Raw genomic sequence first — 22,761 nt, forward strand, 5'->3', positions numbered from 1 at the left:
TTACTCTATTTAAAATAGAGAGAAAAACTAAAATGGCGATTTTACTCGGTTTTTACTTGGTTTCTTCTATACGATTATCTAGTTTTCAAAGAACGATTTAAAAAGCTTTGAGAGATTGCACTCTCAAAACTAAACAAACAAAAAGCGGTCAACTTCTTATCAGTCCATAAGGACTGCATTATCCTTAGAAAGGAGGTGATCCAGCCGCACCTTCCGATACGGCTACCTTGTTACGACTTCACCCCAATCATCTGTCCCACCTTAGGCGGCTGGCTCCTTGCGGTTACCCCACCGACTTCGGGTGTTACAAACTCTCGTGGTGTGACGGGCGGTGTGTACAAGGCCCGGGAACGTATTCACCGCGGCATGCTGATCCGCGATTACTAGCGATTCCGGCTTCATGTAGGCGAGTTGCAGCCTACAATCCGAACTGAGAATGGTTTTATGGGATTGGCTAGGCCTCGCGGCTTTGCTGCCCTTTGTACCATCCATTGTAGCACGTGTGTAGCCCAGGTCATAAGGGGCATGATGATTTGACGTCATCCCCACCTTCCTCCGGTTTGTCACCGGCAGTCACCTTAGAGTGCCCAACTGAATGCTGGCAACTAAGATCAAGGGTTGCGCTCGTTGCGGGACTTAACCCAACATCTCACGACACGAGCTGACGACAACCATGCACCACCTGTCACTCTGTCCCCCGAAGGGGAAAGTCCTATCTCTAGGAGTGTCAGAGGATGTCAAGACCTGGTAAGGTTCTTCGCGTTGCTTCGAATTAAACCACATGCTCCACCGCTTGTGCGGGCCCCCGTCAATTCCTTTGAGTTTCAGCCTTGCGGCCGTACTCCCCAGGCGGAGTGCTTAATGCGTTAGCTGCAGCACTAAAGGGCGGAAACCCTCTAACACTTAGCACTCATCGTTTACGGCGTGGACTACCAGGGTATCTAATCCTGTTTGCTCCCCACGCTTTCGCGCCTCAGCGTCAGTTACAGACCAGAAAGCCGCCTTCGCCACTGGTGTTCCTCCACATCTCTACGCATTTCACCGCTACACGTGGAATTCCGCTTTCCTCTTCTGCACTCAAGTCCCCCAGTTTCCAATGACCCTCCACGGTTGAGCCGTGGGCTTTCACATCAGACTTAAAGGACCGCCTGCGCGCGCTTTACGCCCAATAATTCCGGACAACGCTTGCCACCTACGTATTACCGCGGCTGCTGGCACGTAGTTAGCCGTGGCTTTCTGGTTAGGTACCGTCAAGGTACCGGCAGTTACTCCGGTACTTGTTCTTCCCTAACAACAGAGCTTTACGACCCGAAGGCCTTCATCGCTCACGCGGCGTTGCTCCATCAGACTTTCGTCCATTGTGGAAGATTCCCTACTGCTGCCTCCCGTAGGAGTCTGGGCCGTGTCTCAGTCCCAGTGTGGCCGATCACCCTCTCAGGTCGGCTACGCATCGTCGCCTTGGTGAGCCGTTACCTCACCAACTAGCTAATGCGCCGCGGGCCCATCTGTAAGTGTCAGCCGAAACCGACTTTCAGCTTTCCCTCATGAGAGGGAAAGGATTATCCGGTATTAGCACCGGTTTCCCGGTGTTATCCCAGTCTTACAGGCAGGTTGCCCACGTGTTACTCACCCGTCCGCCGCTAACCTTCCGGAACAAGTCCGGTAGATTCGCTCGACTTGCATGTATTAGGCACGCCGCCAGCGTTCGTCCTGAGCCAGGATCAAACTCTCCAAGAAAGTTGATTAGCTCATTTTGTTACGTTGGCTTCATTTCATAAGAAATGAATATTATTGTTTGTTGACGTTTTTGTTTGTTTAGTTTTCAAAGAACAATGTCACCAAAAGCGACAGGAATACTATCTTATCGCATTTCTAACAAACTATCAATCATCAATTATTTCCAATTTCGATTGACTTGCGCTCTCTTTTTGAAGAGCGACTTTACTATCTTAACACGTTTTGTGTTTCAGAACAATAGAAAGTTTTTTCTATTTTTGATTCCTTGATCACTCTTTGGAAGAGCAACTTTTCTATTTTAACACCGTCGGTGTTCACTTGCAACAGAAAATTTATTCCAATTCTCAAAATGGGGAAAGAAAAAGACAGAAACGTAAATTCCTGTCTCTCGCCTGGCAATGTCCTACTCTCACAGGGGCAAAGCCCCAACTACCATCGGCGCTGAGAAGCTTAACTTCCGTGTTCGGTATGGGAACGGGTGTGACCTTCTCGCCTTAATTGCCAGACTATTTAATTGAAAGATCGCTCTCTCAAAACTAGATAATTATATAGAAGAAATTGGGTAAAAACAAGTTATTCGCTTTAGACTATGGTTAAGTCCTCGATCGATTAGTATCAGTCAGCTCCACATGTCGCCACGCTTCCACCTCTGACCTATCAACCTGATCATCTTTCAGGGATCTTACTAGCTTGACGCTATGGGAAATCTCATCTTGAGGGGGGCTTCATGCTTAGATGCTTTCAGCACTTATCCCGTCCGCACATAGCTACCCAGCGATGCCTTTGGCAAGACAACTGGTACACCAGCGGTGCGTCCATCCCGGTCCTCTCGTACTAAGGACAGCTCCTCTCAAATTTCCTGCGCCCACGACGGATAGGGACCGAACTGTCTCACGACGTTCTGAACCCAGCTCGCGTACCGCTTTAATGGGCGAACAGCCCAACCCTTGGGACCGACTACAGCCCCAGGATGCGATGAGCCGACATCGAGGTGCCAAACCTCCCCGTCGATGTGGACTCTTGGGGGAGATAAGCCTGTTATCCCCGGGGTAGCTTTTATCCGTTGAGCGATGGCCCTTCCATGCGGAACCACCGGATCACTAAGCCCGACTTTCGTCCCTGCTCGACTTGTAGGTCTCGCAGTCAAGCTCCCTTGTGCCTTTACACTCTACGAATGATTTCCAACCATTCTGAGGGAACCTTTGGGCGCCTCCGTTACTCTTTAGGAGGCGACCGCCCCAGTCAAACTGCCCACCTGACACTGTCTCCCACCCCGATCAGGGGTGCGGGTTAGAATTTCAATACAGCCAGGGTAGTATCCCACCGACGCCTCCACCGAAGCTGGCGCTCCGGTTTCTCAGGCTCCTACCTATCCTGTACAAGCTGTACCAAAATTCAATATCAGGCTACAGTAAAGCTCCACGGGGTCTTTCCGTCCTGTCGCGGGTAACCTGCATCTTCACAGGTACTATAATTTCACCGAGTCTCTCGTTGAGACAGTGCCCAGATCGTTACGCCTTTCGTGCGGGTCGGAACTTACCCGACAAGGAATTTCGCTACCTTAGGACCGTTATAGTTACGGCCGCCGTTTACTGGGGCTTCGATTCAGAGCTTCGCGTGAGCTAACCCCTCCTCTTAACCTTCCAGCACCGGGCAGGCGTCAGCCCCTATACTTCGCCTTGCGGCTTCGCAGAGACCTGTGTTTTTGCTAAACAGTCGCCTGGGCCTATTCACTGCGGCTCTTCGAGGCTATGAACCCCAAAGAGCACCCCTTCTCCCGAAGTTACGGGGTCATTTTGCCGAGTTCCTTAACGAGAGTTCTCTCGCTCACCTTAGGATTCTCTCCTCGCCTACCTGTGTCGGTTTGCGGTACGGGCACCTTTTATCTCGCTAGAGGCTTTTCTTGGCAGTGTGGAATCAGGAACTTCGGTACTATATTTCCCTCGCTGTCACAGCTCAGCCTTTACGAAAAGCGGATTTTCCTGCTTCTCAGCCTAACTGCTTAGACGCACATATCCAACAGTGCGCTTACCCTATCCTCCTGCGTCCCCCCATCACTCAAACGATAAAGAGGTGGTACAGGAATATCAACCTGTTGTCCATCGCCTACGCCTTTCGGCCTCGGCTTAGGTCCCGACTAACCCTGAGCGGACGAGCCTTCCTCAGGAAACCTTAGGCATTCGGTGGATGAGATTCTCACTCATCTTTCGCTACTCATACCGGCATTCTCACTTCTAAGCGCTCCACCAGTCCTTACGGTCTAGCTTCAACGCCCTTAGAACGCTCTCCTACCACTGACACCAACGGTGTCAATCCACAGCTTCGGTGATACGTTTAGCCCCGGTACATTTTCGGCGCAGAGTCACTCGACCAGTGAGCTATTACGCACTCTTTAAATGGTGGCTGCTTCTAAGCCAACATCCTGGTTGTCTAAGCAACTCCACATCCTTTTCCACTTAACGTATACTTTGGGACCTTAGCTGGTGGTCTGGGCTGTTTCCCTTTTGACTACGGATCTTATCACTCGCAGTCTGACTCCCACGGATAAGTCTTTGGCATTCGGAGTTTGTCTGAATTCGGTAACCCGATGAGGGCCCCTAGTCCAAACAGTGCTCTACCTCCAAGACTCTTACTACGTGAGGCTAGCCCTAAAGCTATTTCGGAGAGAACCAGCTATCTCCAAGTTCGATTGGAATTTCTCCGCTACCCACACCTCATCCCCGCACTTTTCAACGTGCGTGGGTTCGGGCCTCCATCCAGTGTTACCTGGACTTCACCCTGGACATGGGTAGATCACCTGGTTTCGGGTCTACGACCACATACTAAATACGCCCTATTCAGACTCGCTTTCGCTGCGGCTCCGTCTCTTCAACTTAACCTTGCATGTAATCGTAACTCGCCGGTTCATTCTACAAAAGGCACGCTATCACCCATTAACGGGCTCTAACTACTTGTAGGCACACGGTTTCAGGAACTATTTCACTCCCCTTCCGGGGTGCTTTTCACCTTTCCCTCACGGTACTGGTTCACTATCGGTCACTAGGGAGTATTTAGCCTTGGGAGATGGTCCTCCCTGCTTCCGACCGGATTTCACGTGTCCGGCCGTACTCAGGATCCACTCAGGAGGGAACGAAGTTTCAACTACAGGGCTTTTACCTTCTATGACGGGCCTTTCCAGACCGCTTCATCTACCCCGTTCCTTTGTAACTCCATGTTGAGTGTCCTACAACCCCAAGAGGCAAGCCTCTTGGTTTGGGCTAATCCCGTTTCGCTCGCCGCTACTTAGGGAATCGCGTTTGCTTTCTCTTCCTCCGGGTACTTAGATGTTTCAGTTCCCCGGGTCTGCCATCAATACCCTATGTATTCAGGTAAAGATACTGCTCCATTACGAGCAGTGGGTTTCCCCATTCGGAAATCTCCGGATCAAAGCTTACTTACAGCTCCCCGAAGCATATCGGTGTTAGTCCCGTCCTTCATCGGCTCCTAGTGCCAAGGCATTCACCGTGCGCCCTTTCTAACTTAACCTAAAAGGTTTACTCTATTTAAAATAGAGAGAAAAACTAAAATGGCGATTTTACTCGGTTTTTACTTGGTTTCTTCTATACGATTATCTAGTTTTCAAAGAACGAATATACTCTTGAGAGATTGTACTCTCAAAACTAAACAAACAAAAAGCGGTCAACTTCTTATCAGTCCATAAGGACTGCATTATCCTTAGAAAGGAGGTGATCCAGCCGCACCTTCCGATACGGCTACCTTGTTACGACTTCACCCCAATCATCTGTCCCACCTTAGGCGGCTGGCTCCTTGCGGTTACCCCACCGACTTCGGGTGTTACAAACTCTCGTGGTGTGACGGGCGGTGTGTACAAGGCCCGGGAACGTATTCACCGCGGCATGCTGATCCGCGATTACTAGCGATTCCGGCTTCATGTAGGCGAGTTGCAGCCTACAATCCGAACTGAGAATGGTTTTATGGGATTGGCTAGGCCTCGCGGCTTTGCTGCCCTTTGTACCATCCATTGTAGCACGTGTGTAGCCCAGGTCATAAGGGGCATGATGATTTGACGTCATCCCCACCTTCCTCCGGTTTGTCACCGGCAGTCACCTTAGAGTGCCCAACTGAATGCTGGCAACTAAGATCAAGGGTTGCGCTCGTTGCGGGACTTAACCCAACATCTCACGACACGAGCTGACGACAACCATGCACCACCTGTCACTCTGTCCCCCGAAGGGGAAATTCCTATCTCTAGGAGTGTCAGAGGATGTCAAGACCTGGTAAGGTTCTTCGCGTTGCTTCGAATTAAACCACATGCTCCACCGCTTGTGCGGGCCCCCGTCAATTCCTTTGAGTTTCAGCCTTGCGGCCGTACTCCCCAGGCGGAGTGCTTAATGCGTTAGCTGCAGCACTAAAGGGCGGAAACCCTCTAACACTTAGCACTCATCGTTTACGGCGTGGACTACCAGGGTATCTAATCCTGTTTGCTCCCCACGCTTTCGCGCCTCAGCGTCAGTTACAGACCAGAAAGCCGCCTTCGCCACTGGTGTTCCTCCACATCTCTACGCATTTCACCGCTACACGTGGAATTCCGCTTTCCTCTTCTGCACTCAAGTCCCCCAGTTTCCAATGACCCTCCACGGTTGAGCCGTGGGCTTTCACATCAGACTTAAAGGACCGCCTGCGCGCGCTTTACGCCCAATAATTCCGGACAACGCTTGCCACCTACGTATTACCGCGGCTGCTGGCACGTAGTTAGCCGTGGCTTTCTAGTTAGGTACCGTCAAGGTACCGGCAGTTACTCCGGTACTTGTTCTTCCCTAACAACAGAGCTTTACGACCCGAAGGCCTTCATCGCTCACGCGGCGTTGCTCCATCAGACTTTCGTCCATTGTGGAAGATTCCCTACTGCTGCCTCCCGTAGGAGTCTGGGCCGTGTCTCAGTCCCAGTGTGGCCGATCACCCTCTCAGGTCGGCTACGCATCGTCGCCTTGGTGAGCCGTTACCTCACCAACTAGCTAATGCGCCGCGGGCCCATCTGTAAGTGTCAGCCGAAACCGACTTTCAACTTTTCCTCATGAGAGGAAAAGGATTATCCGGTATTAGCACCGGTTTCCCGGTGTTATCCCCAGTCTTACAGGCAGGTTGCCCACGTGTTACTCACCCGTCCGCCGCTAACCAACAGGAGCAAGCTCCTATTGATTCGCTCGACTTGCATGTATTAGGCACGCCGCCAGCGTTCGTCCTGAGCCAGGATCAAACTCTCCAAGAAAGTTGATGTAGCTCAAATTTTACGTTGGCTCATGTTCTACTTATATAATAGAAGAAACATGATAATTTATTGTTTGTTGACGTTTTTGTTTGTTTAGTTTTCAAAGAACAAACTCTAAATCACTTCTTTAAGAAGCAACTCTATTAATATACCACGTCATCAACTTAAAGTCAACAACATTTTTTAACATCGTTGAGTTGTTTATGTTTCTCAACGACTGCTAAAATATAATACCACCTTCATCAGTATGGGTCAATACTAAATTTCATTTTTTTATTCAGTTTGTATCAATTTTGAAAACCTGGTTGCATTAACATAAGTAATATAGAAAGAAGCCGGCTATTAGGCCAGCTTCTTAATTAAATCTTACTTTGTTATCTTAATAATTCCTTCTTGCTTGATATTAACATGACCTGACTTCTCAAGCACCACTTTTTCACCTTCAGCTAGGTTCGTGAAGACAATTGGAGTAATGGTTGAAGTTGCATGTTCTTTTATATAGTTAATATCGAACTTTAAGAGCGGTTGACCTTGCTCAATAATTTCATTTTCCGTTACAAGCGTCTCGAAACCTTGACCTTTTAGGTTAACAGTATCAATACCTACATGGATGAGGATCTCACGTCCTGTATCAGAAAGGATTCCGATTGCATGTTTAGTCGGGAACAGGTTAACAATCTTACCGTTTACAGGTGATACCACCATACCTTCTGATGGTACAATCGCAAAGCCATCACCCATCATCTTACCCGCAAACACTTGGTCAGGGACTTCGGTAATCGGCTTGATTTCCCCTTTTAACGGTGCAGCAAATACTTCATTTTGACGCGCAGCCTGCATTACATCCGTAGCGGCTGCCTGCGTCTGCTGTTGCTCAGGCTCCGCTGCACGAGGACGTTTTCCTGACATAATATCTTTCATTTGACCTTTAATTGTTTCGGAACGTGGACCAAAGATCGCTTGAATATTGTTACCTACCTCAAGCACACCTGCAGCACCGAGGCGTTTTAATTCATTTTTGTCTACATTTTTAATATCTTTGACTGAAACACGCAGACGAGTAATACATGCATCAAGATTTGCGATATTATCTTTACCGCCCATAGCATCTAGAATATTAGAAGCTAAATCTCCACCTGAAGTTTTTCCTCCTGCTTGTTGTCCTTCTTCTTCTTCTTCTAGCTCACGACCTGGTGTTTTAAGATCAAATTTACGAATCGCAAAACGGAAACCAAAGTAGTAAATAAGTGCGAATACAAGACCTACAGGGATAACAAGCCACGCATGTGTTTGTGGATTGATTAAACCGAATAGTACATAGTCAATTAAACCACCAGAGAAAGTCATCCCGATTTTAACATCTAATAGATGCATCACCATAAATGATAAACCAGCAAATACCGCATGGATACCAAACAATACCGGTGCAACGAAAAGGAATGAGAATTCAATTGGTTCAGTAATACCAGTTAAGAAAGCTGTTAGACCAGCAGATGCCATCAATCCACCAACAAATACCTTCTTTTCAGGTTTTGCTTCATGATAAATTGCTAATGCAGCAGCCGGCAGACCAAACATCATGAATGGGAATTTACCAGTCATAAATGTACCAGCAGTAAGATTTTTCACATGATCTGAGATTTGAGCCATAAAGATACGCTGGTCACCGTGAACAACTTGACCCGCTTTGGTAGTATAAGATCCGAATTCAAACCAGAATGGTGAATAGAAAATATGATGTAATCCGAATGGAATTAATGAACGTTCAATAACCCCGAAAATAAAAGCAGATAGAGTTAAGTTTGCATTTACCATGTTGTTCGAGAATGCGTTTAATCCAGACTGGATTGGCGGCCAAATTACCAACATAATTAAACCAAGAATGATCGCTAAACCAGCAGTGATAATAGGAACGAAACGTTTTCCTGCAAAAAATCCTAAATAGGACGGAAGTTCAATTTCAAAAAACCTGTTGTACATGGAAGAAGCAAGAATACCAACGATAATCCCGCCGAATACTCCTGTTTGCAGTGTCGGGATACCAAGAACACTTACATAACTTGTTCCGTTAATTTCTTTTGCATCAATACCTAAAACAGTACCCATTGTTACATTCATAATTAAATAACCAATGATAGCTGCGAGACCAGCTGTCCCTTCTCCTCCAGCTAACCCTACAGCAACACCGACCGCAAACAATAGCGGCAAGTTACCAAAAACAATATTCCCAGCATTTTGCATAACATTTGCAACCATAGCAACCCCGCTATTATCTAACCAAGGAGCTAAGTTCAATAATGCCGGATTCACTAAAGCCGCGCCTATCGCAAGTAGTATACCAGCTGCCGGTAAAAGAGCAACCGGAAGCATAAGTGCTTTACCGACTTTTTGTAAAGTACCAAAAGCGTTTTTCATATCAATAACCTCCTGAAATTTTTAAGCTCATAAAGCGGTTACACATTAGATAAAAAACAACAAAAAAGGCATGAGCGAGAGTAAAAATTAAAATAAAGTTTAGGGTTAGAATACCCCAAAATCTTCATTTCAATTAGTACTTTTCACTCATGCCTGATCGAATCAGTAACACGTAAAAAATAATAAGTGCTATTTAAATTTGTTTTGAAGTCTTTGCAGATGCATCGTCAGATAAACGGCTTCCGCATCAAAGACCTTCTGTTTTAATGTTTGCTGCATCACTTTAATGAGCTTCCACGAAAGATTATAACACACTGGATATTCAACTTTCAATAGGTTCGCAATTTTTTCTGGTTCTTCTACTTTTTCAGCCTTTACCACTCGTTCAATAGCAAAGCGGAGATGTCGGACAAGCCTCATGTAATCGATACTCTCTTTATCAATTTCAATTTCAAATTGATTTTCTACCATCTCAACCAATCTACTGACAAGCTGAGAATGTTGATTTACATCTGATAGATCTTTATTGGTCATTGCACTATGGATGTGCAAAGCAATAAATCCTATTTCACCTACAGGAAGGTGTATTCCTGTTCTTTCTCCAATGTATTCTACTACAGTTGAAGCGATTTCATATTCATGCCGATAAAGTGCCTTTGTTTCGACTAAAAATGGATTTCTCATTTCCATTCCTTTTGATGTTCTTGTTAGAGCGAACATTAAATGGTCAGTGAGGGCCACATGAATATGTTCATTTAATTCGGTATGTGTCCGTTGTTTAATCAAATCAATCGCAGATATTATCACTTCTAGATAGTCCGTATCGATAAACGGCAGCAACTTAATGTAATTTTCCTGCTCTTTTTCATCCTTCAAAACAAAAAGCTTTTCAACTGTTTCTGTTTCTATATAGTCGCCTCGTTTGCGATTAAACCCGATGCCTTTCCCAATTAGAACGACTTCTTCATAAGAAGGATGTTCAGCAATGAGTACATTGTTATTTAACACTTTATCGATTCGTAAGTTTGCCAAACCCTCACCTCCAATCTCCCTTTTTTACCATTATAATTTTCATGTTATAAGAGGTGAAACAGGAAGTCAACGACAATGTTCGACAATATTATGTCTACCTAAAAAAAGAGAACTGCTTTTATCACAGTTCCCTTGGAGGGTTTTGATTATCTTAAGATAAAATATAACACAAAGATTACAAAGAATAGGTACATGATTGGGTTAATCTCTTTTACACGACCCTTTACAATCATGGTAATTGGGTAGAAGATAAACCCTACTGCAATCCCGGTCGCAATACTGTATGACAGCGGCATCGCAATCATTGTTAAGAAAGCAGGGACGGCAACTTCAAACTTTTTCCAATCTATGTTACCTAATGATGATACCATTAATACTCCAACAATGATTAAAGCTGGTGCTGTTACAGATGATGTAACCACTGATAATAAAGGAAAGAAAAAGATTGATAAGATAAATAGTCCAGCAGTTACGAGCGATGCAAATCCTGTTCTTGCTCCAGCAGCAACACCTGCTGACGACTCAATATATGATGTCGTAGTCGAAGTACCCAAAATTGCTCCAACAGTTGACGCAATTGAATCTGAAATTAAAGCGCGGCCAGCACGTGGCAGCTTATTATCTTTCATAATTCCCGCTTGGTTTGCTACCGCTACAAGTGTACCTGCATTATCAAAGAAGTCAACAAATAAGAAAGTTAAGATAATACCAAGCATTGATGTAGTATAAAACGAACTGTCTCCAAAGGAAGAAAAGGCTGCACCAAAAGTAGGCGCTAAACTTGGAACTGTGTCTACTATTTTACTTGGCATCTTAATTTCACCAAAGATCATACCCACAATAGCAGTGATAACCATACCATAGAACACAGCACCATTAATGCCTCTTGTCATCAAAATTACTGTTACAACAATCCCAAAAATAGCTAAAAGCGTAGGACCTGAAGTTAAATCTCCTAAACCAACAAGTGTTGCATCATTATTTACAATAATCTTCGCATCCTGTAACCCGACAAAGGTAATGAACAAACCAATACCCGCCCCAACTGCGTGTTTTAAATCAACAGGAATCGCGTTAATGATTTTCTCACGAAGACCAGTAAGTGTTAGTAATAAGAAAAAGATTCCGGAAATAAGGACAGCACCAAGGGCATGCTGCCAAGGAATACCGCTTCCTAATACAACAGTATAAGCAAAGAACGCATTTAAACCCATTCCCGGCGCTAAAGCTAGCGGATACTTACCAAGCAGACCCATAACAATAGAACCAAGAGCTGATGCTAAAGCTGTTGCCACAAATACTGCACCATAGTCCATTCTTAATGCATCCGGAAAATCTTTAATAGATGCAAGTGATAAGGTTAACGGGTTCACGACTAATATATAAGCCATTGCCAAGAAAGTCGTTAATCCCCCAATAAATTCACGGCGATAATTCGTGCCATGCTTCTCAAACTCAAAGTATTTCTGCATTCTCTTTTCCCCCTATATACTTTCTGTTATTATGCAAAAAAATGCTCCGGCATATTCTACCGGAGCATGACTATAGGCATGTGCAATAACCAGAGGAAAAGGAATACCTCTTTATTAAAGACTGCCTCGTAGTCAAGCCATTTACGGTGGCTCGGTAGAAACTTCTGGGCCTTATCCCCAAGATTATACGATGCAAATATTATTCGCTTAATTACTTTTTCATTTTAGCAAGAAAGTCGAAATTTGTAAATAAAAAATACGAACGATATAATAAAAAAAAATAGCATCGTTCGTATTTTTGTGTATTACTACCAATTTTCCTCACTAAACAACATAATTCGACAGGATCACTATCACATTCCATGTGTCTGTTTCCCCCACAAGTCAAAAAAACGAGCCGTTTTATCCGGCTCGTCTTATCCTTTTGCCCTTCATCAAGGCAATTCCGCTTTTTAGTTTATTCCCATTCAATTGTAGCAGGCGGCTTGCTGGTAATATCATAGACAACTCGGTTGACGTGTGCCACTTCGTTAACAATCCGAGTGGAGATCAATTCTAATACATCCCATGGAATGCGCGCCCAATCTGATGTCATCCCATCAATCGAGGTAACCGCACGGATCCCAATGGTATAATCATAGGTCCTAGCATCACCCATAACACCTACACTGCGGATATCCGGCAGAACGGTGAAATATTGCCAGATTTCTCGGTCAAGGCCCGCCTTTTTAATTTCTTCGCGTAAAATCCAATCAGATTCGCGGACAATCTCAAGCTTATCCTCTGAAATCGCTCCTAACACACGAATCCCAAGACCAGGACCAGGGAATGGCTGACGCCATACAATATCATCAGGAATGCCAAGCTCCGTACCTAAGGCACGAACTTCGTCCTTAAATAAGGTATTGAGCGGTTCAATCAATTTAAATTGCATATCTTCAGGCAGCCCGCCAACGTTATGGTGGGACTTAATGGTTTGCGCTGTCGCTGTTCCACTTTCAATAATATCGGTGTAAAGGGTCCCCTGTGCTAAGAACTCAATTCCCGCAAGCTTAGTCGCTTCATCATCAAATACATAAATAAATTCATTGCCGATAATCTTCCGCTTTTTCTCCGGATCAGAAACACCCTCTAATTTGGATAAAAAGCGTTCTTTTGCATCGACTTTAATCACGTTCATATGGAAGCCTTCAGAGAAGGTCTTCATGACACTCTCCGCCTCATTTTTCCGAAGCAGTCCATGATCGACAAAGATACAGGTTAATTGATCGCCGATCGCTTTATGAATTAACACAGCCACAACGGATGAATCAACTCCACCGCTAAGCGCACAAAGGACTTTTTTGTCTCCAACTGTTTCGCGGATCTTTGCCATTTCCAAATCAATAAAGTTTTCCATTGACCAGGTGGCATTGCATTCACAAACCTTAAAAACATAATTCTTGAGAAGCTCATTTCCATATACGGAATGAAGAACTTCCGGATGGAATTGAACGGCATACAGTTTGCGCTGTTCATCGCTCATCGCGGCAATTGGACAAGATGGGCTTGTTCCATTGACGGTGAACCCTGCTGGTGTTTCAACAACAAGATCTCCATGACTCATCCAAACAGTCTGCTCGTTAGGAAGTTCAGCAAATAAGGCAGATGGTTGTTCAAGGACCACTGTAGCCTTGCCATACTCGCGTTGCTGCGCTTTTTCTACTTTCCCGTTAAAGTGGACAGTCATTAACTGCATGCCGTAACAAATCCCTAGTATCGGCAGGCCCATTTCGAAGATTGCTTCGTCACAGCGGAAAGAATTCTCATCATACACACTGTTTGGTCCGCCTGAGAATATAATCCCCTTCGGATTCATTTTGCGAATTTCTTCCGCTGTAATCGTATGCGGATGCAGTTCACTGTACACACCGAACTCACGTATTCTCCGCGTAATCAGTTGATTATATTGGCTTCCGAAGTCTAATACAACAATCAAATCTTGCTTTTCCGTCAAAATAGCCACCCCTATAATTTCATAAATTTATTACTAGCATATACCAAAAGTAAAAAAATAATAAAAGCGCAAGCGCCTTGGTCACCCTCGACAAGCATAAGACCAGCCGGCTGAAAGGTTGATTTTTAACCTTTTGGACGGATTGGCTGTAGACCATCGAGGGGTTAGGCGCTGGAACTAGAAAATAAAAAAAACTAGAATTCTCTCCCCAACAAAAACAGGAAGGCAGAATTCTAGTTATATCGCAAAAGTATCGCTTAAAGAAATTCCGCCTTCATAGTCAGGCCATTTACGGCAGCCCGGTAGAGACTCTCGAACCTTATTTTCGAGGATATATGAAGGTATTTATACCCTATTAGAAAAGCGCAAGGCGCTTAGACTTCAGCAACAGGCACAAGACGAGCCGGCAGGAAGGTTGATTTTTACCTTCATGACGGATTGACTTGTGACCTCGAGCCGATGGCGCCTGGAGCTTGACATTGAATTAAATCTAATTGTAACAATAGGGCGTTTTTCCGGTCAAGCGATTGTCTTTTTAATTAAATTTTCCCACAATTCACGCGTTTCTTCCCAAGACCCTTTTGGAAGACTTTGGTGATAAAGATATTGTTCATAGCGAGCGGTTATCCGGGTCATTTCTCTGGTTGCAAAAAACGTATCAATGTAACGAGCATAACTGCGGAGGGTTTGATGATCTTTTCTCTTAAGTCCATAACGTTCTAACTGAATTAATAAAAGAAGATACGCAGAGCCAAGATTTTCATCCTTTTTCTTAAATCTATAATAGAATAGAATCCCATATGGAGCCCAACGACCGCGCCAACGGTAAAGTAGGAACGCTGCTCCCGCTAGGAACAGTATAATAAATAGAATCTTCCCCCAATGCAGTTTCGCCTTATTCAAGACTGTTTTTATCCCATTTGATGGGTTAGAATCCTTTTTTGTCGTTGTAGGATTTTTTTCTTCCTGCTCAGGTTTTTTCACAGACGGCGGTGTGATTGGCTGGCTGCTTACCTCAGCATCGTCTTTACTATCATAATTGATTGTCAGTTCATTCGAAAAACCTATTGTCGGCTCAAAAGGCACCCAGCCTAAATTTGGCAAGAAAACTTCCACCCATGAATGGGCATTATTATTTGTCACTTCATAAAAGAGTTTAGAGGAACCCTCATCGTTGTATGCCTGAAACTCTCCGCCAGTATAGCCCTTTACCCAGCGTGTAGGAATACCGATCGTTCTCAGCAGGACCGCCATAGAAGTGGAAAAGTTATCACAGTAACCTCTTTTTGTTTCAAATAAGAATTGATCCACATAATCATCCTTCTCACCAGGCACTGCCACATTTTTCTGATCATAGATATAGCCAGAATTCCCAAAATACTCTTCAACAGCCTTTGCCTTTTCATACCAGGTTGTCTTCCCCTTTGTAATCTCTTCTGCCAATTCTTTTACCCGCGGCGGCAAGTTAGTTGGCAGCATCGTATATTTATTATAAATGGCCCTGTTCATTTCAGCAGGGAGAGTGGTTGTCTTCAATAATTCCGACGCTTTATATTTAGGGATATCGAATTCAACCATAAAAAGTTGGGGAACTACCGGTTGCTGATCGCTAGTAACAAAGCTAATTTTCTCGTTGTTCCCATCAACCAAAAACTGATTTGTATTTTGGTTAGAAGGTTGTATAGATAGAATCTTCGTAACCCCTGCTGGATACATGATATTATTAAATTTATAGCTGCCATTCAAAATCACACGTGCCGTTTCCTTTATTCGCTCTACTTCGGCGGGAATTGAATAAATAGGAACAAGATCGCCTTTTTTAAAAGGGCTAAACGTTGACCCTGAGGCAACCCAGCCTTTCCCTGTATACATATCCTTCGTTTCCATCTTCCAATAATTCTCTCCATTACTTTCATAAGCAAAAACAGCCTGGTCATCACCAACAAACGGACCACCTAAGGCCCTATCATCCGTACTATATCCGATTCGGCGCGGACCTGCCTTATGGTTGGAAGAAACTGGATTATCATTTTTAGCCGTTAAGTATGGAACAGGATCAGGCCATATTGGTGCCGCTTTTGGTGCTGCAATTCCCACCAAAACACTGACAACAATCATAACGGATAGGGGAATCATCCATTTTCGTATCGATCCTGCGTCATAATCAACCTTCTCTTTTTGGATGATTCGATAAAAGGTGAGCATACCCATAACTGCAAATCCCGCCACGACCGTCCGAATAATAGCGGTTTTTGCACTGTAGGCAGTAAACGTATCCAATACCGTTATAAATACTAATGTCATAAAGAAGAAAATAAAGATCCGCTGCCTCCTTAAGAGCCAGTAGTTAATTAAGTACACCATTAGGGATAACAGCAGAAAAAACAACAGGGTTCGGAATTCATTGGAAAGGTCGTACCATTGTCTGCTAAGGAGCAAGCGGATATTATTTGCACAATCCTTGATAAAGGATGCTACCCAGCTGGGATTTAGAAGTCCTTTCTGATAGTGAAGACGATGGATCGAAAAGAGAATATAAATGAGCATTAGGATCGATTGCCAAATTACTTTGATATTTAGAAAGGATGCGGTAAAAGAAACTATTAAAAAAACAATAAAGATTCCCATATTACTAGTATCGGTTAATTGCGTGATTGGACGAAGCCATTCCCATAACAGGAAAAAGCTGAACACGTATAAGAGAAATGACGGAATATCCCTTTTCATACCCGGAAACCCACCTCCGAAAAGGCTGACCTTTGCTCGCCCTCATTTACCATGATAATGCGGATCCCGCGGGCATTGGCAATCGAAATCAAAGAGCGTTCATTGTCTGATGCTGTTTCCTTATGCCCTTTGATAAGGAAGAGGACGATCGAACCTTTCCTTTGCCCCAGAAAACTTGCTTTTTCGAGTAATGGTTTTGTTAACTGAGCCGTGACCAGTAGGAAAGAAACGGATTGTTGGATAAACAGCCCCTCTGTTTCAATGACTTTATCAAATGGCTTTAAACTTGTTGCCTCAATTTTTGCCAAGTGATAGAAGAGCTGCCTAAGGTGTGCTTCCCCGCCGTTAATCGGGAAGTATGCCCTATCCTTACTATGGGTTATTAGGCCTGTCTGGGCACCCTTCTTTAAAACCGCTCGAACAAGCGAAGCCGTAAAGGACACAACTGCTTCAAAACACTGATCTGGAACACTGTCCATTAATACAAACACATCATGTGATTGGCGCTGCTCAAATTCCTTTGTCATGATTTCATTCCGCTTTGCAGATGCTTTCCAATTAATCCACGAGAAACGGTCTCCTGGCTGGTAATCTCTTACCCCAACCGCCATGGAAGTATCTCGCTGAACTCGTTCTCTCGATGCCGTCAGGCCTTGGTCATATTGGTTTTCAAATGGCTGGTAGAACAGTTCGGAATATGCGGGATAGACAATAATTTTCCCTTCTTGATCAAAAGTCTTTTCTTTTTCAAATAAGCCTAGCGGGTCACCAATTTTAAGGGTAAAAGAGCGAAAAAAATGTTCTCCGCGTGGTAGTTCATGAATGATGTATTCATAGGAAAACTCTTTTTTCACCCCAGGCAGGATCAGGCTCTTTGTGACTCGCTGTTGGGCTGATTTTAGTGGCTCACTTACATTATCTTCGATTAGCAGAAAAAATAAAGGAAAGGCATTGGCCCGCTTCACCTTTACCGTTACCGTTAATGTTTCTCCAGCATGAAAATCACTTTTTGGCAAAATCCTCGTGATTTCTAGTTCATTTAAGGAATAAAAGGATAAGGCCATGCAATAAATAGCAAATGGCAAAAAGCTATAAAATAAGAACCAGCTGACAAATCCTCCTTCGAACATGGCATATGAAAAAGTGAGGAGTATCAGAATAAGCAGGAGAATGAATTTCCAAACTTTTTTAAACAGGATCCATCTTTTTTTCATGATTATTTCACAAGCCTTTGAACCGGTACAGGTACTCTCGCAACCACTCGGTTGACAATTTCTTCTGCTGAGATTCCCTCAAATTTTGCCTCTGATTTTAAAATAATCCGATGTGATAAGACAAATGGTGCTAAATATTGGATATCATCCGGCAGGACATATTCACGGTTGTTCATAAATGCATAGGCCTGAGCAGCTTTCATTAAGGCAATCGATCCCCTTGGACTTGCCCCTAGATAAACACTGCCATGCCCCCTAGTTCGGTTGACAATATCGACGATGTAGCGTTTTATCGTATCATCGACGAAAACATTTTTAATCTCATTTTGTAGAGCAATCAAGCCTTCGAGGTCAATCACTGGTGTAAGCTCTTCGATCGGCGGCACTTTTTGGGCCCGGTTGAGGACTTCCATTTCCTCTTGTAAATCCGGATATCCCATTTTCATTTTTAGCAGGAATCGATCAAGCTGCGCCTCTGGAAGCGGATAAGTTCCCTCATATTCAATTGGATTTTGAGTAGCCATCACAAAAAATGGCCGGTTCAATTTATGGGTCACCCCATCGATGGTAACGCTCGCTTCTTCCATCCCTTCTAAGAGAGCTGATTGGGTCTTAGGTGATGTCCGGTTGATTTCATCGGCGAGGATAATGTTTCCCATTAGGGGACCTGGACGAAATTGAAATTCCATTTCTTTAGGATTATAAATAGACACGCCAGTTACGTCCGACGGTAAGAGATCCGGGGTAAATTGGATTCTTCTGAAGTTAGCATTCACTGACTTGGCGAGGGCACGAACCATCATCGTTTTCCCCACACCTGGGACGTCTTCGAGCAACACATGACCACCGGCCAGAAGCGCTACAAGACTCAATTCTGCTACATTCCGTTTTCCAATCATAACCTTTTCAATATTTTCTATTATTCTTTGAATTGTTGGATTCACTTGATCTAGGGACAAGGTAATACCTCCTTGCGGTTTAACTGATTTATGGTAACTAACTATGTATTCTCGTTTTTCTGGAAAATTCCTGTATAAAAAGACACCTTATTCTGAATGCAGACAATTATTGGACGAAAATAGGATTGGCCATGTTCAAAAAACTAGTGCAGCTATCATTCATAGACTTACAAGTAGTTCCGTTTATGTTTGTCCGTAATTCAAAAAGACCCCTCCGTAATGGAGAGGTCTTGCTTTCCAATTAAAGGTTGGCCGTATGAAAGGTGTCTCCTCCTTCAATGGTGCCGGTTTTAAAGCCTTTATTAAACCAGCGCTTCCGCTGCTCGGAGGTTCCATGAGTAAAACTATCCGGAACAACATAGCCTTGTGCTTTTTTCTGAATATTATCATCACCTACAGCGTTAGCTGCGTTTAATGCCTCTTCTAGGTCACCCTTTTCGAGATAACCTTTTCCTTCCGCATAGTGGGCCCAAACGCCCGCTAAATAGTCAGCCTGCAATTCAAATCGAACGGAGTACTCATTTGTCTTTTTCTCGGCTGCTGAAACCTCATCCCCAGAATTCAATAGTGTTTGAACGTGGTGGCCAACCTCATGGGCTATTACGTACGCCATGGCAAAGTCACCTGGTGCCTGGAATTTGTCTTTCAATTCCTGATAAAAACTTAAATCAATGTATAGCTTATGATCACCTGGACAGTAAAACGGGCCTACAGCTGCACTAGCTGATCCGCAGGCTGACTGGACACTGTCTGTGTATAAAACTAACTTAGGATTTTCGTAAGTGAGTCCTCTTTTCTTAAACTCTTCAGACCACACATCCTCTGTATCGGCCAGAACAACAGAAACAAAATCTGCCTGTTCCTTTTCTTGGGCTGACTCTTGGTATGGAGTATTTGGATCAGCCCCATTGCTTGTTGTCATATTATTGATTAAATTGCCTGGATTTCCGCCAAGAAGCGTAACGAGGAGCACAATAATGATACTGCCTATTCCTCCGCCAATGATAGTTTTGCCGCCCATTCCCCTGCGGTCTTCAATGTTTGAACTTTCTCGTCTTCCCTTCCATTTCATGATTTTACCTCCTAAAAAATGATAGCGGGTTATTTACTGTGTTATACCCAATTAGAAGGATTAAAAGTATTAATATATTCAGGAAATCATTATGTTAATATTCGATACTATTGTCCTACCTTAATATTCAATTCCTTCTAAATTCAGGAAAATAGTAGGTTGTTATTTTAATCAATAAAATAATAGAATAATAATGTATATTTTATACATAAATAATAATAAATATACAATAATAGGAGGTTAATAAGTGTGAAGAAAAACAAAAAGAAAAAAGTGGCTGCCGGTTTATTGGTTGCTAGTTTAGTCTCTACGATTCCTTGGACGACTGGTTTTGCTGAGGAGCAAAAATGGACAAACGTGAATGCATACGAGGAACAAGATGGAAGCAAGTTTAATAGTGAAAACTATGACTTTGTAAAGTTCTCGCAAATCGGCACAACACTAAGTAATATTGAGAAACAATCAAACCGTGTGAAAGTAGAGGTCCGCGGAACATCAGCAGATGGAAACCCTCTTTATGTTGTCACCATTGCTGACCCAACCACACAAGGAAAGTTTGGAAAAATACAATCTTTACGAAAACAAATGTTTAAAAATCCAGGCAAGGCTCAGGATTGGATTGCCGCTAACCCGGATTTTAAAGTGCCCATTATGATTAACGGCTCTATCCATGGGACAGAATTTGTAGGAAGTGACGCGGTTCTTCAATTAATCGAACGATTTGCTACCCAGAATGACCAAGAGACCAAAAATATCTTAGCCAACAACATTCTTATTTTTAATGTTGTCCAAAACCCTGACGGCCGTGTCAATGCTACCCGTTTTAACGGTGAAGGAATCGATTTAAACCGTGATTTTATCACCCAGTCTCAGCCGGAAACGCAGGAAACGGTTGCGCTAATTAAAGAATGGAATCCGATGGTATTCCTTGATACACATGGATATGTAAAAAATTACGCACCAAACCGACAAGGTTTAATTGAACCATGTACACCACCGCATAATCCTAACTATGAGTACGATTTATATAATAAATGGGCTTATAAGCAGGCTGAAGCAATGGAAGCAAACATCATGAAAGATAATCCTAACTTTAATGGCAATCTCTATAAGAGCATGGAAGGTGTCTATATTCCACAGCGCAATGACTCCGCCGGCTGGGATGACTATCCGCCGATCTTCACCCCAATGTATGCAATGTACCATGGGGCCTATGGTCATACACTAGAAGCGCCGACCAACGATTGGGACGGCGTCCGCTGGCAGTATGATGCGATTATGGGTGCATTGAAATTTGCTACTGAAAATAAACAAGCAATGATTACGGATCAAATTGAAATGTTTAAACGCGGTATCAACTTTGACCATCCATTCCATCAGGACGGCTTCTTCCCGAAAGCTTATATCCTTCCAGTTGATGAGAAGGACCCAACTGTAACAGATAAAGCGGTTAACCATTTATTTAAAAATGATATTGAAGTGGTACAGGCATCAAAAGATTTTACGGCAGATGGAAAAGCATATCCTAAAGGAACCTATATTGTGAAAATGGACCAGGCTAAGGCGGGGTTAGCCAACACCATGCTGTGGGATGGAGAAGACATTACAAATGATACACCTGCTATGTATGATATTTCAGCATGGAGTCTGCCAGAATTGTGGGGATTTGAGGCAGTGCCAACACAAACATCGGTTGACGTTACATCAACAAAAGTGAATCAGGTTACGGAGCAAGGTTCTGTTATAGGTAAGGGGCCATTCTTACTACCAAACAGTTCCGTGAAAGCTGTTAATCTTGTTAATACATTATTACAGCAAGGGGTAGCTGTAAAGCGTGATACAAAGGGTAACTTCTATACAGACGCAGCCGCTAATAAAATTTCAGCAGCTGTAAAAACAGCCGGGCTGAAGGTTGAATCAACAGATAAGATTCCTGCGGATGCCGTTGCTCTATCCAGCTTAAAGGTGGCCATTCTAAAGGATGGCGGGATGGGTAAACAACAATCTCACAGTGGAACCAAGCTTGCCCTTAAGCGTCTTGGCTTTGATGTGACTGAAGTGACTCCAGTAGAAGCGGCAGAGAAGGGTCTTAACGGATTTGATGTATTTGTATACAGCGGTACAGAAAGTCTAATTTCTACAAACTTATCAGCAGCCAATAAAGAATTTGGTTTCGAAAATGCTGGTCAGCTTGATTCATTTAAGGCTAATATTAATACATTTGTAAGCAATGGTGGGAAATACGTGGCCGTAGGCGCTGGGGCGTCTAAGGCAACCAAAACACTTGGACTTACGGATGATATCATTAATGCCGGTGGTTCTAACAGCAATGGGATTGTAAAGGTCAATTATCAAGGAAGTGGTGTCACTGCAGGTTATACTACAGATGACTTGGGCTTCGTTTATCGTCCCGTTTGGTACACAGGGACTGACAATGATAAGGTCGTCGCAAGCCTAGCAAACTCTGATGATTTCTTCATGGCAGGACACTGGGCAGGTAATAATGCAGCCAAGGGTCAGGCGGTAATTGTTAAAGAGCAGGATCATGACGTAACCCTAATCGGATTAGAAGCCGGCTTCCGTGATCATACCGATTACTTGTTCCGACTATTATCCAATGCTATTTTTGAAAAATAAAAGGTAAGGCCTGGCTCCACTTGGAACCAGGCCTTTTTTATACATTAAACTAGTCTGTTGATTTCCGCTTCAGGCACTTCGCTTTCCGCGGGCGGTACGGGGAGCCTCTTCGTCGCTTCGCTCCTGCGGGGTCTCCCCTGCCCCGTACTCCCGCAGGAGTCTTCGCGCCTTCCGCTCCAATCAACAGAGTGTGCAAAAACTATTCATCAATCACCTTTTGGGTCAGCCTCT

Annotated in this window: 9 protein-coding genes, 4 rRNA genes and 2 riboswitches; of the genes, 1 reads left to right on the forward strand and 12 read right to left on the reverse strand. The window is 43.9% G+C overall.

Going from position 1 to position 22,761, the window contains the following annotated elements; all coding sequences use genetic code 11:
• Positions 1-188 precede the first annotated feature (188 nt).
• The 12 genes from ACZ9EE_RS14320 to ypfJ form a co-directional block, all read right to left on the reverse strand.
• Positions 189-1,737 (reverse strand): 16S ribosomal RNA (locus ACZ9EE_RS14320).
• A 390-nt stretch (positions 1,738-2,127) separates the two neighbouring features.
• A 5S ribosomal RNA gene (rrf, locus tag ACZ9EE_RS14325) occupies positions 2,128-2,243 on the reverse strand.
• Between the two features lie 83 nt (positions 2,244-2,326).
• A 23S ribosomal RNA gene (locus ACZ9EE_RS14330) occupies positions 2,327-5,262 on the reverse strand.
• 193 nt (positions 5,263-5,455) lie between these two features.
• Positions 5,456-7,006 (reverse strand): 16S ribosomal RNA (locus ACZ9EE_RS14335).
• The 16S, 23S and 5S rRNA genes sit together here, the layout of an rRNA operon.
• A 366-nt stretch (positions 7,007-7,372) precedes the next feature.
• Positions 7,373-9,421, reverse strand: a complete 2,049-nt coding sequence (ptsG, locus tag ACZ9EE_RS14340) for a glucose-specific PTS transporter subunit IIBC (protein ID WP_476028050.1) — start codon at positions 9,419-9,421, stop codon at positions 7,373-7,375.
• A gap of 189 nt (positions 9,422-9,610) precedes the next feature.
• The gene (glcT, locus tag ACZ9EE_RS14345) at positions 9,611-10,453 is read right to left on the reverse strand and encodes a glucose PTS transporter transcription antiterminator GlcT (RefSeq protein ID WP_476028052.1); all 843 of its coding nucleotides are present in this window, start codon (positions 10,451-10,453) and stop codon (positions 9,611-9,613) included.
• Between the two features lie 146 nt (positions 10,454-10,599).
• Entirely contained in the window at positions 10,600-11,925 is a 1,326-nt protein-coding gene (locus ACZ9EE_RS14350) for an NCS2 family permease (RefSeq protein WP_476028054.1), read from the reverse strand.
• Positions 11,926-12,034: 109 nt separating this feature from the next.
• Positions 12,035-12,136: riboswitch (purine riboswitch) on the reverse strand.
• Positions 12,137-12,382: 246 nt separating this feature from the next.
• A complete protein-coding gene (gene guaA, locus ACZ9EE_RS14355) occupies positions 12,383-13,921 on the reverse strand; it encodes a glutamine-hydrolyzing GMP synthase (protein ID WP_476028056.1) in 1,539 nt (512 codons plus the stop codon).
• 257 nt (positions 13,922-14,178) lie between these two features.
• Positions 14,179-14,280: riboswitch (purine riboswitch) on the reverse strand.
• Between the two features lie 160 nt (positions 14,281-14,440).
• Entirely contained in the window at positions 14,441-16,648 is a 2,208-nt protein-coding gene (locus ACZ9EE_RS14360) for a DUF4129 domain-containing transglutaminase family protein (RefSeq protein WP_476028058.1), read from the reverse strand.
• Positions 16,645-17,862 carry a DUF58 domain-containing protein gene (locus ACZ9EE_RS14365; protein WP_476028060.1) on the reverse strand — a complete coding sequence of 406 codons (1,218 nt, stop codon included), beginning with the start codon at positions 17,860-17,862 and terminating at the stop codon, positions 16,645-16,647. Before ACZ9EE_RS14365 ends, ACZ9EE_RS14360 begins: the two co-directional genes overlap by 4 nt.
• Before the next feature lie 2 nt (positions 17,863-17,864).
• On the reverse strand, positions 17,865-18,821 hold the full coding sequence (locus ACZ9EE_RS14370) for an AAA family ATPase (protein WP_476028062.1): 957 nt from the start codon (positions 18,819-18,821) through the stop codon (positions 17,865-17,867).
• Between the two features lie 241 nt (positions 18,822-19,062).
• The gene (gene ypfJ, locus ACZ9EE_RS14375; RefSeq protein WP_476028064.1) at positions 19,063-19,893 is read right to left on the reverse strand and encodes a KPN_02809 family neutral zinc metallopeptidase; all 831 of its coding nucleotides are present in this window, start codon (positions 19,891-19,893) and stop codon (positions 19,063-19,065) included.
• Between the two features lie 249 nt (positions 19,894-20,142).
• Here ypfJ and ACZ9EE_RS14380 point away from each other — a divergent pair, with 249 nt between their 5' ends.
• The gene (locus tag ACZ9EE_RS14380) at positions 20,143-22,530 is read left to right on the forward strand and encodes a M14 family zinc carboxypeptidase (RefSeq protein ID WP_476028066.1); all 2,388 of its coding nucleotides are present in this window, start codon (positions 20,143-20,145) and stop codon (positions 22,528-22,530) included.
• The last annotated feature ends 231 nt before the right edge of the window (positions 22,531-22,761 follow it).

This window comes from Bacillus sp. URHA0034 (assembly GCF_056280405.1).